The sequence below is a fragment of the uncultured Aliiroseovarius sp. genome (assembly GCF_947492455.1).
Taxonomy (GTDB): Bacteria; Pseudomonadota; Alphaproteobacteria; order Rhodobacterales; family Rhodobacteraceae; genus Aliiroseovarius.
In genome coordinates, this window is the sequence record NZ_CANLNB010000003.1 from 196233 (window position 1) to 210279 (window position 14047).

Below are 14047 nucleotides of genomic sequence, written 5' to 3' on the forward strand. Positions count from 1 at the left end.
AGGTATTGCAAAGGTGTTACATGAGACATTCGCACACATACACACCCAAACCCGTGGTTGCAGTTGACGGCGGCGGGACACGCTGTCGTCTCGCTTTGCGCAAAGGCGGCGTTGACACAGTGGTCGAGCTTGGGTCCGCCAATGTCACCACGGATTTTGATGCTGCCATTGCCGAGATATCCCGCGGTTTGGATCTCTTGAGTGCGCGCTCTGGGATTGCGATGGACGAGCTATGTGGCCTGCCGGCGTATGTCGGGCTGGCTGGAGTTACCGGCCCTGTTATTGCCCAGCGCGTCGCGCAAGCTCTTCCATTTTCTCGCATACGTGTGGAAGATGACCGCCCATCTGCGCTTGTGGGCGCGCTGGGCGACCAAGATGGTATCGTTGCGCATTGCGGCACGGGTTCATTTCTGGCCGCGCAGATCGATGGTGAGCTGAGGTTTGCTGGCGGATGGGGCCCGGTTCTTGGCGATCCTGCATCGGCGCAATGGGTTGGGCGGCGCGGATTGTCCGTCACGTTGGACACGGTCGATGGCATCCGAGAAAACAGTGCATTGTCGCGGTATTTTCTGGGCAAATTTGCTGGCGCCGCGGGCATCGTGCAGTTTGCCTCGACCGCGCGCCCAGAAGAATTCGGGGCGTTGGCGCCGGCAGTCACGGCCCATGCCGCCGAGGACGACACCCTTGCCACTCAGGTCATGAATGAGGCGGTAAATGGCATTGCAGAGCTGTTGCCGATCCTTGGGTGGAAACCCGGCATGGCGATCTGCCTGACCGGAGGGATCGCCCCCCATTACGCATCCTATCTACCCGAAGAGATGCAGTGCTGCATCACCGCCCCAGCGGGTGAACCCCTGAGCGGCGCATTGTCCTTGGCCCAATCCTTCAGCAAGGAGATTGCACATGAACATCTCTGATGTTCTTGACCCACATGACTGGATGGTGGATCGCTCGGGCCAGCGTAACGTACGACTGCTCCGGACGCGCCGCGCCATCGAAAGAAAGTGACGAAAACAGGATGATACAGGGCTTGGTCACATATCGTGGCGGACAGATTTTCGACGGTTCGCGGCTGATCGACGGTCACGCGATCAGTTTCGAAGATGGGCGGCGCGTGGTGTTTGGTCCCGACGCGGATGTACCTGATTTAGGCGCGGTAATTGACCTTGGCGGGGATATCTTAAGCGCCGGCTATGTGGATCTGCAGGTCAATGGCGGGGACGGGATTATGGTGGGGGACGATCCGTCGGTTGACACCCTTTTGCGGATCGCACGTGCCCATCGCGCACTTGGCGTCACGCGCCTGTTGCCGACCCTGATCACCGACACGCCTGAGATCACGCGTGCCACGATTGCCGCAACGATTGACGCCATTCGCGCAGGCGTGCCGGGTATCGCAGGGCTGCACCTTGAAGGCCCGCATCTGTCGGTTGCCCGCAAAGGGGCCCATGACGCGGCCCTGATCCGCCCCATGCAGGATGACGATCTGGACGAGCTGCTGGCTGCAGCCGATGCCCTGCCTTGCCTGAAAGTCACCATTGCGCCCGAGAATGTCACCGAGGCTCAGGTCACCGCGATGGCACAGGCTGGGATCCTTGTCTCGTTGGGCCACACGGATGCGGATTACGATACGTGCCGGCGCTACATGGCCGCAGGCGCGCGTTGTGTCACCCACCTGTTCAACGCGATGAGCCAACTTGGAAATCGTGAACCGGGGCTTGTTGGTGCGGCTCTTGCGTGCGGTGAGGTTTCCTCTGGCGTGATCGCTGACGCGGTGCATGTCCATCCAGAGGCTATTCGAACAGCGTGGGCTGCCAAGGCCGGGCCGGGCCGGATTTTTCTGGTCAGCGACGCGATGGCCGTCGCGGGATCGGACAAGACAGAGTTCACACTGAAAGACCGCACCATCCACCGCCGACATGGTCAGCTGACGCTTGCGGACGGCACACTGGCCGGGGCGGATCTGGATTTGACCACTGCCATCCGGGTGATGGTCGAACAGGTTGGGCTACCGTTGGAGGCCGCATTGGGCGCGGCAACGACCGTGCCCGCGCAAATGCTGAATACCCACCTGATCGCGCCGACGACGCCAAACTGCCGAGTATCAGATCTTATCCGCATTTCGCGCGATCTGCGCACGGTGTCTGTCTTGGCATAAGCTGCCCGATCTGGCCCGCATGGACCAGATCGGCACAGCTGTAAGCCTGTTTAGAAGACGAGCATCCCCAATACGGCCGCGATGACGACTGTCCAGATCTCGCTCTTTTTCAGGTACATCAGCACCACGCAGGACAGGGCGAAGATCGCAGCGGGGGCCAGCAGGTTCGCCGCCTCGTTGGCGATCCCCATCAGAAGCGACAGCGCAGCGGCAATGATCATGCCAAAGACGGCGGAGCGGATCCCGGCTTGGGCCGCTTTGAAACGCGCAAGATGACTGAAGCGTTCCAACTGGCGTGCGGCCAGAATGATCAAAGCTGCAGGAGGCGCGAAGATCGCGACCGTCGCAACCACCGCCCCCGCAAGCCCAGCGACCTTATACCCGATAAACGTCGCGCTGATCAGGATCGGGCCGGGTGTGACCTGACCCAAGGCGATGCTTGCCCCGAAATCTTCCAGCGACAGCCAGCCGTGGGCATTCACCACGGCCTCTTGGATCATCGGGATGAAGATGTACCCGCCGCCAAACAGCAGCAGGCTCATGCCCGAGAAGACCGAGAACAATTGTAGAAGGACTGAAGTGACGTTCATCTGCGGTAGGAACAGAAACAGCCCGATACAGACCGTCAAAAGCAGGACGACAACGCGTGATCCGATGCCAAACGTTGAATGCTGGCGCGCTGTAGGTGTGGGGGTTTCTGCCTCGGCCGACTGATGTCGCAGGATACCTATGACAGCAGCCACCGCGAAAATGCAGACGACAATCCAGATGCCACCGACGGTCAATAGCAGCACCGCAGCAATCGCGGCCATCGCCATGTCGATTGGCCCCTGAAGGGCTTTTGCGCGCATCTTCCAGCCTGCGTTCAGGATGATCGCAGCAATCGCGGGCAGGACACCCGCCAGCGCTTTATCCGCGACCACCATGGTGCCCCACGACAAATAAAGCGCCGCAAAGCCCACCATCAAAAAGAAGGACGGCAGGATCACGGCGGCCGCACAGACCGCGCCCCCCAGTGGGCCGCGGATCTTGTCGCCGACATAGGCAACGACATTCACCGCGACTGGCCCGGGAAGCAGCATGGCCAAGGCAACACCGTCCATGATTTCGTCATCATCAAGCAGACGGTGCTTCCCCACGACCTCGGACCGAACAACCGAGATCAGCGCCATATAGCCCCCCCACGAAATGCACCCAATTTTGAAGAAAATTAGAAACAATTGGGCGAGAGAGACCTCTTCGGCGTAGGTGCTGGCAGATTTATGCGACATGGCGATTGATATTGCTGCTGGCGAGACGTTCTTTGATGTCTTGCATGACCGACGCCTGCGCCTTCCGTTTTTGCAGATCTGCCGGCTTTGCATTCTCCAAGGCCTGCGCTTTCAGGCGCTGGTTCTCGTCGTCAAAACCGCTCATCAACGGATAGCCCATCTTGTGCAGCGTGTCGCCCGCGACCGCTTCGAACACCGCGATGTCAGCGGCGCTCATCTCGCGCATGAACTTGTTGGTGTTCTGCGTCATGACGGGTTTCTGCACATTGGACCACATCTGCCCGGCGACCGAGGTGCTCGCCGCTTCGCGGGATTTGTGGAACTCCAACATGTCGGGATAGAACTGGATGTTCATGAAGTCGCACAACCGGCGCAGCTCTGCTTCTGGGCGCGCGATCAGGTCGGCATAGGCGACCGAAATGAAACGATCCGACGGAAGCTTCCGGCCAAGCTCCAACGCCTTTTCTTGCTCGTCCCGCCATTGCTTTGCAATGTGATAGAACGACTTTTCGCCCACGATCGCCTTGCGAAACGAGAGCGCTGAATCGCGGCCATCGCGATGCAGGTGAATGAACTTGGCGGTCTCACCCCCGAAGCGATTGATCTCATCCGCGAAGTGCACATTCGCAAGGGATTTGCAGACCCAGTCGGTCGCCATATTGTGGCGCGCCAGTAGGTTGTGGATCTCGAAAGACACCGCGACAAGCGAGTTTTCCGTGCACGCGTCTTCCAGCGCCGCACGATCAATCGTGCCAAGTTTCCAGCTGACTGGATTGGTTTCAACAAGCAAGCACACATCATCCACCAAGCGCGAAAACGCCTGTGGGTTCTGCAAATCGCCATAGTCCGCAAGCAAGGGCCCGAGCCTTTCCAGAATATGTGGCGGGTGAGGGGCAACGATTTCGGGGGATTGATTCAGCATGATACGCAGAAGGTTTGAACCCGACCTTTGCGTCCCAATCATGAAGTAAGGCATCAGAGGTGCTCCGTTTTTGGCCACCTGCTCTGAAGTTTCAAAGGTACGGCGGCAACTTCGATACACCACTAAAAGGAGAAAATTATTTACGTTTCGTTAACGGAAATGAAAGTCTTATTAACCTTGAGCACCTTGTTCACCGCATGACGCGACGCCGAAAAAAGCCATCTATGTAGTGAAAATATTAATTAATCCGCCCCAAGCTCGACAGCGAACTCGCAAATACATCGGCAGCGATGTGGATCGAAAACCGACGACGTCCAAAGGGGCTCACATGATCAGAAATACACTTCACTCAATCTTAGGTGGTATTTTGTGTGCGATTGCTACGCTGGGATATACCGCTTCGCCACTTCTTGCGCAGACCTATTCATTCGGCATCGTTCCACAATTCGAAGCGCGCAAGCTCGCCCGGATTTGGGAGCCGATCATCAACGAGATAGAAAAGCGCACCGGCTATGATTTCGAGATTGTGGGATCGCCACGCATTCCGGAATTTGAAACCAGCTTCATGAATGGCGAGTTTGATTTTGCGTATATGAATCCCTACCACGCGCTGGTTGCGGCCCGGACACAGGGGTATCAGCCGCTGATCCGGGATGGCGGGCGCGAGCTGTTTGGCATTTTGGTAGTGCGCGACGATAGCGACTATCAATCGGTCGAAGACCTTGAGGGTCAAACCATCGCCTTCCCAGCCCCCAATGCGCTTGGTGCGTCACTGCTGATCCGGTCTGACTTGACCAACCAACACAATGTCGACTTCTCGCCGATGTATGTATCAACGCATGGTTCGGCATACCTGAACGTTATCCTGAACCAAGCTGCGGCCGCAGGGGGGGTGATGGGCACCTTCCGGTCGCAACCGATCGAAATCTCAGAACAACTCCGTGTCCTTTACAAGACCACCCGTGTTCCCCCGCACCCAATCGCCGCGCATCCGCGTGTTCCTGAAGACGTTCAAAGACAGGTCACACAAGCGTTTCTTGATCTCTGGAAAACTGGATATGGTCGCGAGCTGCTTGAACGTGTTCCGATCCGCGAGGTGATGGAATCAAGTCTGGACGACTACACCGAATTGCAAGGAATGGGCTTGGATGCGTTCTTTGTTAAGTGATCCACCACTTTTAACGTCTGCCAAAGCCGCGATCTCCTCGGCTTTGGCTGGCGTTCGCTTCAAACTGCGCAGCCGGTTTGTCGCCCTTCTGGCCAGCATGATGTGTATCTGTGTGCTGGGCCTATCCTATATCTGGGAGCCGCGTTTAACTCGAGAGATGACGGCCTCGCAGGTTCGGAATCTGGATCAGAACGTCGAAATTCTGTCAGATGCGCTTATCCCGTTTTTGCTCCAAAACCAGATTGGTGCCGTATTCGAGACCCTCAGCAGCATGCAAAGGCGCTATGGGAATTGGGAAACCGTTGTCCTCACGACCCCTGACGGCACAAGGCTATATCCCCTGTCCGAGGCCGACCCGGTGGTTAAGCCCGACATAATCCAGACATCGCGGACCATCGCGTTTGAAGGAAAAGAACTCGCGGTGCTTTCTGTTCGGGTCGATATTTCCGACGATCTCGGGCAGATCCGCCGGCAAGTTCGATACCTCACAGTCCTGATCGCCGTCTTCTTCCTTGGGGCGCTTCTTGTTGTTGGCGTTCTTTTGGAGCGTTGGATTGTGAAACGCGCAGCCTTGCTGGCCTCAGCAGCGCAGCAACTGGCCCGCGGCAATTATCAAGCGAAGATTCCCCCCAGCTCAAACGATGAAATTGGCGATCTGACCAACAGCTTCTCGACGATGCGGGCGACCATCAAAGAAAACGAACAAAGCCTGATCGCATCGCGTGACGAAGCGCAGGCAGCAGCCGAGGCCAAATCACGTTTTCTGGCGACCATGAGCCACGAAATCCGCACCCCTTTGAACGGGGTCATTCCGATCGCAGAGCTTTTGCTTGAGCAAAAACTTCCGAAAGAGCAGGCGCAACTTATAGAAACAATACAGGAATCGGGGAAAGCTCTTAAAGCTATCATTGATGATATCTTGGACATCACAAAGATGGATGAGGGGAAGTTCGTCCTGCACAATGACGAGATTTCTGTCGGAAGTCTGGCGCAGAATGTCGTTGGAATTTTTCATGTTGCGGCGCAAAATAAGGGAATTTCACTTGATCTTTCTGTAGATGCGGCTTGCCCGAAAGCGGTTATGGGCGATGCAAATAGGCTTCGCCAGATACTCATCAACCTTGTGGGAAATGCGATTAAGTTCACTGCTGAAGGTGGTGTGACGCTCAGTGTGACAACAGCGGCAAAGACCAGTCCATTAAACTGCTCCATTTGCTTTGAGGTCTCCGATACCGGAATTGGAATCTCGGAACAGGATCAAACTCAAGTCTTCGAACGATTTGTCCAAGTGGATAATCGTAGTAACCGCGAGTTTCAGGGGACGGGTTTGGGGCTGTCTATCTGCAATATGTTGGTTGCAGAAATGGGGGGCGAGTTGTCGGTCGATAGCCGCGAGGGTGAAGGCAGCCGCTTCTATTTCTCGTTGCCGTTCGACACTGTTGACATTGAATGCGAAACTCAAGCGGACGTCGAGCGTGCCCGGGAAGTTGGTTCTTCCCAACACCAGATATCAGCAAAGCCCTCCAGTGTTCTGGTGGTCGATGATAGCAAAACAAATCTTAAAATCGCCAAAGTCATCTTGCGATCCCTCAATCACCAAGTGACGACGGCGGAAAGCGGTGAAATCGCGATTGATCTGATGCAAATAAAACAATTCGATCTGGTGTTGATGGACGTCAATATGCCCGGAATTGACGGGTTGGAAACAACGCGTCGCATCCGGAAAGGGCCACTGCAAATGGTTCAAACTCCGATCATCGGTCTGAGCGCGAGCGCCTTTGCTGAAGATATCGAGAAATGTCTGGATGCTGGGATGAACGGCTTTCTTGCCAAGCCGTTGTCAAAGACCGATTTGGCAGCGACTCTGTCCAAACACCTTGCGCAGGCTTGCCACGTGTAACCGCTTACCGTCAGGTTCTTTTTTTGGCGGGGGGCGACATGACTTTAACCGATATCACGACAGCAATTGGAAATGGATGGAAAGGCAAGTCTTTCAGCCGTACTGCGTCGGCATTCCCGTATCAAGTAATCTCGTCGCGACACCCCGCGGGGTGTAAGCACGATAACCAGCCGTCTCGTGCGTTAAAATGAACTTCACATGGGGTGGTGCAATTTCTCAAACTAACGGTGATCGGTGACGCGACGGTGATGGCATGGAAGTGCTGTGAAACGGGCGTGGTTTTCGACTTTTGAATAGGTTTGGCCAGTCGATTTATGCGCGATTGCGTGTTGCTAGCGCTGACAAAAGGCAAACGGGTTGTGGATAAGGTGACGAGGCGTTAGGTCTCCGGACACAAAGACGCCTTGTGGAGGGTAGCACTTGTTGGACCTGGGAAATATCCGATCCGTACTTTCTGATAACTATGACCTCGCCCCTTCGGTCGCGCTGGCAGAGTCCATGGAAGATATCTATCGCAAGATGGATCGCGTGGTGACCCCGCCGGATTGGGTCAGTTTTGCCCCCTATGTTAAAGTCATCAACGAGCTGAAGAAGAAGCGCAACGCCGTTATTTTGGGGCATAACTACATGACCCCCGAGATCTATCACGGCGTTTCTGACTTTGTGGGCGACAGCCTGCAAATCGCAATGAAAGCGCAAGAGGTGGATGCCGAGGTTATCGTTCAGGCAGGCGTTCATTTCATGGCCGAGACGTCGAAAATTCTGAGTCCAGAAAAGACGGTTCTGATGCCGGATATGGAAGCCGGGTGCTCTTTGGCTGAAAGCACCACCGCCGACGGCATTGAGGAAATGCGGGCCAAGTACCCGGGCGCGCCCGTGGTCACCTATGTGAACACTACCGCCGATGTAAAAGCGGCTTCGGATATTTGCTGTACCTCGTCGAATGCACTGCAGATCGTGGACGCAATGGACAGTGATACCGTCATCATGACGCCCGATCAGTATCTGGCGCAGAACGTTGCGAACAAAAGCAAAAAGAATATCGTGTACTGGCCTGGGTCGTGCATCGTGCACGAGCAATACACAGCCAAAGATCTGCAAGAATTCCGTGAATGGAACCCCGGCACGCGTCTGATCGCGCACCCGGAATGCCCGCCCGATGTGGTCGCCGAGGCTGATTTCAGCGGCTCGACCGCCGGGATCATCAAATATGTGACCGATGAAAAGCCTGAAAAGGCGATGCTGATCACCGAATGCTCGATGGCGTCGAACATTTCGGACGCCTTGCCGGGGGTCGATTTTGTCGGCCCCTGCAACATGTGCCCGTATATGAAGAAGATCTCCCTAGAAAAGATCCTGTATGTGCTGCACACGATGGAAAATCAGGTTGAAGTTGACCCTTCGGTCGCGGACGGCGCGCGCCAATCTGTTCAGAAGATGATCGACCTGTCGCGGAAGCTGGGCCTCTAGCCGCAATGAAAACCGTCACCACAGATCGCGTCATTATTATCGGCGCGGGTCTTGGGGCTCTTTATGCAGCCTTGAAACTTGCCCCGCGTCCGGTCGTGCTGATCTCGCCCGAGACATTGGGCGAGGGCGCAAGTTCGGCTTGGGCGCAGGGTGGCGTGGCGGCGGCAATGGATGCGAAAGACAGCCCGGATGATCACGCTGAGGACACGATCAAAGCGGGTGCGGGCACGGTTAATCCCATGGTCGCCAAGCTGGTGACGCAGGAAGCACGGGACTACATTCTTGATCTGACCGAACTAGGCACGCCCTTTGATCGGACCGCGGACGGTGGATATGTCCTGTCGCGCGAGGCGGCGCACAGCTATGCGCGTGTGGTGCGTGTGAAGGGCGATCAGGCCGGGGCCGAGATCATGGCCGCGCTCATCGAAGCTGTCCGTGAAACGCCGTCAGTTCAGGCGCTTGAAGGCGTTATGGCGGTTGATTTCGAAACCGAAGGCAACCGGGTGACGGGCGTTGCCATTCAGGCCGCGCATGATGCGCGCTCGGCGCCGATTATGCTGCGTGGCGCGGCAATTCTTGTGGCGGGAGGCGGGTCCGGGGGGCTTTACGCCTTGACCACCAACCCCCATCGTATCCGAGGGCAGGTGATCGGTATGGCCGCCCGTGCGGGGGCAACGATTGCAGACCCTGAATTCGTCCAGTTCCACCCGACGGCCATTGATGTCGGCGAAGATCCGGCCCCCCTGGCGACCGAGGCATTGCGTGGCGAAGGGGCTGTTCTGGTCAACAAGCATGGAACGCGCTTCATGCTGGATGTCCACAAAGACGCGGAGCTGGCCCCGCGTGATGTGGTTGCCCGCGCCATCTTCGAACAGAGCCAAGCCGGGAACCGGCCGATGCTTGATACCACCGACGCGATTGGCGCAGAGATCAACGCGCTGTTTCCCTCAGTGACCGAAGCCTGCTTGCGCAACGGGATTGACCCCTCTGTCGACCCTATTCCGGTCGCCGCAGCCGCACATTACCACATGGGCGGGATTGCCACCGACACACATGGCAAGGCCAGTCTTGACGGCCTTTGGGTCTGTGGTGAAGCCTCGTCGACCGGGCTGCACGGGGCGAACCGGCTGGCCTCGAACGGTCTGCTCGAGGCGCTGGTCTATGCCCGTATCTGTGCTGAAGGGATTTCGTCTGAATTCGCGCCTGTTGAAAACGCGCCGGAAGTCGCGCTTGAGTTTGCGACCGGCGGCACCGCGCCCGATCCCGAAGCGGTTCAAGACCTGCGCCAAACCATGACCAACCATGTTGGTGTGGTCCGGAAGGCAGCAGGCCTGAAAACTGCGCTGCGCACCATCGCCCGGCTAGAGCAAAACCACGGCGACAGTCCCTCGTTCCTGAACATGTGTGCCACGGCCACTTTGATTGCCGCAGCGGCGTTACTGCGCGAGGAAAGCCGGGGCGCGCACGAGCGTTCGGACTTCCCGGACACAAAACCCGAGTTGGCGCAATCGACCCTGTTGACCCTGTCCGACGCCCTGTCCCTACGTTCCAAAATCTGCGGAGAACCCGAATGAGCTTTGCAACCGTTCCTGACCTCATCCTAGAGCCGATGATCCGCAACGCTTTGCTGGAAGACCTTGGTAGCTATGGTGACATCACGACACGCACAGTTGTTCCTGATGACATCACCTACACCGCGCGGATCAATGCGCGCGAGGATGCTGTCGTATCAGGGATGCAGGTCGCGCAGATCGCCTTTCGTTTGGTCGATCCCGATTTGGTGGTCACCACACACAAGCCGGACGGCGCATCCTGTTCGGCAGGAGAGACTCTGATGACCATCGAAGGGTGCGCGCGGTCGATTTTGTCGGCTGAACGGGTCGCCTTGAACTTTGCGGGCCGGTTGACGGGCATTGCGACGAAAACAGCAGGCTTCGTGGCCGAGACCGAAGGGACCAAGACCCGCGTGACCTGTACGCGCAAGACGACACCGGGGTTGCGGATCGTTGAAAAGCTTGCCGTCCTGCACGGCGGGGGATCGAACCATCGCTATAGCCTAAGCGACGCCATTTTGATCAAGGACAACCATATCGCCGCCGCAGGTGGTGTTCGTGCCGTGTTGGAAGAGGTGAAGGCCAAGGCCAGCCACATGATGGCGGTCGAGATCGAAGTTGATCGCCTTGATCAGCTGGAAGAGGTGCTTGAGGTGGGCGGCGCACACACCGTGTTGCTGGACAACATGGACAATGACACCTTGCGCAAAGCCGTCGCGCTGGTCGATGGCCGCATGGCGACCGAAGCAAGCGGGAACGTTACACGCGAACGCATCGCCTCGATCGCGGCGACGGGTGTCGACTATGTTTCGTCGGGTGCGCTGACACATTCGGCGAAAACGGTTGATCTGGGGCTCGACTTCTAAGCATCGCCCGCGCCCGGTTTACCCCTTCTGCTTCCAGTCCACGCAGGGGATGCCGCCGTTCAGGCGATAGGCAATCGCTTGCAGGATGACACCATTGGTGTTGATGTCGCTGTAAGCCTGATCCGATGTGCCGGTGATCGCGAAGACGCCGGGGCTGAACCCAAGTTTTTCTGTCTTGGCTTTCTCGCGCACCTCATCGACCAAGCGGTTCGTATAGTCGTTAGTTCGGTGGGCGTTCCAAAGAAACGCGCCCTTGCTGTTCAGCATATCGACCGCGCGGACAAATCCCTTGGTCTTGAAGCGCGGCGAGGGATCGAGGGTTTCGGCGGTCCAATTGCCTCCGTCTTCGGTGATCTGATAGCCTTGATAAACGAACCATGGCTCTCGGTTCACGGGGCCTTCTGAGACGCAGGTCAGCTTTCCGGTCGCGCGATATTCCTCGATCTGTGCGGCGAACAAAGCGTCTGCCGCCGTGCGGGCCAAGGGCGAGGCGCCAAGCTCGACCGCTTCCAGAAGATGTGGCTCGGTACCGATGGGGCCGAACCGCGCGATGTCATGCAGGATCTGAACCCCCTGATCGAAGCGGGATCCGGGTCTGGGGTCCGCGTAGGGCGATTTCACCGGAAAATCCCAAAGACCAAAGCCGCGTGCGATGTATGCGGCGTAGTTGGACCGGTAGGCCGAGACAAGTCTGCTGCCACGCACCGTCAATGGGATGCCATCCTTGATGGTCTGGTCCAAGTTCCAGCCCCGAACGATCTGCGCGATCCCCAGATCCTGCTTGGCATAGGATTGGACCAGATGCAGCGCGGTCAGCAGGCGTGAGGTGTCGCTGGCATTATAATCGTCGTCCCCCTTGGCCTTTCCATCCGTCGAGGTCAGTCCCTTCGGCAATTTAAGCCCGTCAAACGTTCCAGTCGAAAGCCCGGCGAGCGCCTTTGCCAATCGGGCCTCAAATGCGCCATCGTCCAAGATGCCGATGCTATGTGCGCTCACGATCGCCAGCAAAAGGGTTCCCGTGTCCCACATGGTGCTGAAGCGATAGGTCTGGACCTGATCATTCTCGATCCACGCCGTCGCGGGCACCAAACCAGTGTCGGGATCTGTGAAACTGTCGAAGTAAGTCCAAGCCGTCTGGGCGTCCTTCATCAGCTGGTCGCGCGCTTGCGTGTCCACGGCGGACGAGTCTGCCCGCGCAGGCCAGCGACTTGCGGCGCGCAGAAGCCGCGCCGGTTCGCTTTTTATCGAGACGGCATTGAACTGCCCTGCAAGGTCCAAAAGGCGAAACTGGTCCGAGCTTCCCAGTGTCACAAGGGTGTTGACCAACGCCTGTGCGTCCTCGGGTCGCGCGAAAGCGCTTTCCTTGATCAGGATGATAACATCGTCACCGTGGGGGGCGGATTGCCGCAAAGCGTCTTGAAATTTCGCGGGCGCAAGTGGCGTGTCCAGCACCAAGGATACCCCAAGCTGAAGTGATCCTTGGTCGTCAAACCCAATGCCCCCCGTGCTGGTGTCGGCCATATCAAGGACAACCTCGAACCCTGCGAGGGCAGGGGCGTTCGTCAGTGTGTTCCCGTCTTGCTCAAGCGCGATGCTGTGTACGGAACCAAGCGTACCAGCGTCGAATGTGGCCCGCCTTACAGCTTGCCAAGCGTCCGCGTCCGGGGTTGAGGCAACGAAACTTCGGTGGGGCGCAGTCTCTGCCTGATCTGTCACGGGTTTGGGTGCTGCATTGGGCGGCAAAAGCGTGGTGAAGGGCACATTGGCTGTGGCGAGCTGGGTTCTAAGGGTATCGTTTGCCCCGTCCGAGTCGACGCAAAGAACCACGTGACGGGCGAAGGCAGCCCCCGAACGGAACCTAAGTTCCGAGGGAAGAATGAAATAGTTGCGGCTGGCGCTTAGGTTGCGCCGAAAAGCATCCCCAAGGATCGCGCCCTGATCGAAAAAGGCATCGTCCCCTTGCGCGTCATCGCCGGGAAAGGACGCCACAAACACCAAATGACCTTCTTGCGCCGAGGCTTGTGCAACTGTCGCGTCAACCTCGTCACCTGAGGGCGCGGGGGGAAAGCGCCATCCGCCATTCACTTGCTGTGTGCCATCTGCGTTGCGCCAGACCTCGGTGGGGCCGCCATCGTTCGGGATCAGGAACGAGGTCAAAAAGCCCGCAGAACGTAGCCCTTCAAGTGTCGGCACCTCTCCGTCGGGCATGTCTGCAATCACCGTTTGCGGGGTGTAGGTCCCACCGACATTGGCCATCGCCTGCGTAAAGCGGTTGCGTGCGTCGCTGGCGGCGCGCATGCGCAGATAGGGCAGTTCGCTTGCAAGCCCGGGCAGCTCGATCGCCAGATCGATCAAACCGGGATAGTCGACGGTCAGCTTGTACAGCGCCTCCATCAGTTTCACGTTCTGGCTGGCGCCGTCCCATTCTTCTTGGTCAAACTTCACCGCCACGCATACGGGAATGTTCTGCGAGGTGATGGGATCAAGAAAGGAAAAAAGCGCGGATGCCGAACGGCGGGGGGTCACGTTTCTGACAATCAGTAGGCTTGGGTGCGTGGCGGCCGCGTGGGCCATGTGCCACGGCGACGAAAGTGCTGCCGCCCCTCCGGCCAAGCTGCGCGAAAGGAATGTCCTGCGATCCATTGCCCCTCCTTAATAGTACCGCTCGACCCACCATTGCAGCTTTGGGCGTGGCCGCCAACAACCAAGACGTCACACCCTGCGGGCCTGCGACCATAT

Annotated in this window: 10 protein-coding genes; 7 read left to right on the top strand and 3 right to left on the bottom strand. The window is 57.7% G+C overall.

Going from position 1 to position 14047, the window contains the following annotated elements; genetic code table 11:
- Nucleotides 1-20 precede the first annotated feature (20 nt).
- Nucleotides 21-917, top strand: coding sequence for a BadF/BadG/BcrA/BcrD ATPase family protein (locus Q0677_RS07720; protein ID WP_298908023.1), 897 nt, complete (start codon nucleotides 21-23; stop codon nucleotides 915-917).
- 101 nt (nucleotides 918-1018) lie between these two features.
- Nucleotides 1019-2158, top strand: coding sequence for an N-acetylglucosamine-6-phosphate deacetylase (gene nagA, locus Q0677_RS07725; RefSeq protein WP_298908025.1), 1140 nt, complete (start codon nucleotides 1019-1021; stop codon nucleotides 2156-2158).
- Between the two features lie 50 nt (nucleotides 2159-2208).
- On the opposite strand, the gene chrA is transcribed toward nagA, so the two are convergent.
- Nucleotides 2209-3522 carry a chromate efflux transporter gene (chrA, locus tag Q0677_RS07730; RefSeq protein WP_366940953.1) on the bottom strand — a complete coding sequence of 438 codons (1314 nt, stop codon included), beginning with the start codon at nucleotides 3520-3522 and terminating at the stop codon, nucleotides 2209-2211.
- Entirely contained in the window at nucleotides 3419-4405 is a 987-nt protein-coding gene (locus Q0677_RS07735; RefSeq protein WP_366940955.1) for a sulfotransferase, read from the bottom strand. Before Q0677_RS07735 ends, chrA begins: the two co-directional genes overlap by 104 nt.
- A gap of 274 nt (nucleotides 4406-4679) precedes the next feature.
- Between Q0677_RS07735 and Q0677_RS07740 the strand changes: the two genes are divergently transcribed.
- The 5 genes from Q0677_RS07740 (at nucleotide 4680) to nadC (ending at nucleotide 11308) form a co-directional block, all read left to right on the top strand.
- On the top strand, nucleotides 4680-5519 hold the full coding sequence (locus tag Q0677_RS07740; RefSeq protein WP_298908030.1) for a phosphate/phosphite/phosphonate ABC transporter substrate-binding protein: 840 nt from the start codon (nucleotides 4680-4682) through the stop codon (nucleotides 5517-5519).
- Nucleotides 5500-7419 (top strand): ATP-binding protein, encoded by a 1920-nt coding sequence (locus Q0677_RS07745; RefSeq protein ID WP_298908035.1) that lies wholly within the window; start codon nucleotides 5500-5502, stop codon nucleotides 7417-7419. The genes Q0677_RS07740 and Q0677_RS07745 overlap by 20 nt, the downstream gene beginning before the upstream one ends.
- A gap of 420 nt (nucleotides 7420-7839) precedes the next feature.
- Entirely contained in the window at nucleotides 7840-8889 is a 1050-nt protein-coding gene (nadA, locus tag Q0677_RS07750) for a quinolinate synthase NadA (RefSeq protein ID WP_298908038.1), read from the top strand.
- 5 nt (nucleotides 8890-8894) lie between these two features.
- Nucleotides 8895-10463: an L-aspartate oxidase gene (locus Q0677_RS07755; RefSeq protein ID WP_298908041.1), complete on the top strand. Its 1569-nt coding sequence runs from the start codon at nucleotides 8895-8897 to the stop codon at nucleotides 10461-10463.
- Nucleotides 10460-11308, top strand: a complete 849-nt coding sequence (gene nadC / locus Q0677_RS07760; protein ID WP_298908045.1) for a carboxylating nicotinate-nucleotide diphosphorylase — start codon at nucleotides 10460-10462, stop codon at nucleotides 11306-11308. Before Q0677_RS07755 ends, nadC begins: the two co-directional genes overlap by 4 nt.
- 18 nt (nucleotides 11309-11326) lie before the next feature.
- Here nadC and Q0677_RS07765 read toward each other — a convergent pair whose 3' ends face one another.
- Nucleotides 11327-13951, bottom strand: a complete 2625-nt coding sequence (locus Q0677_RS07765) for a DUF3131 domain-containing protein (protein WP_298908047.1) — start codon at nucleotides 13949-13951, stop codon at nucleotides 11327-11329.
- Nucleotides 13952-14047 lie beyond the last annotated feature (96 nt).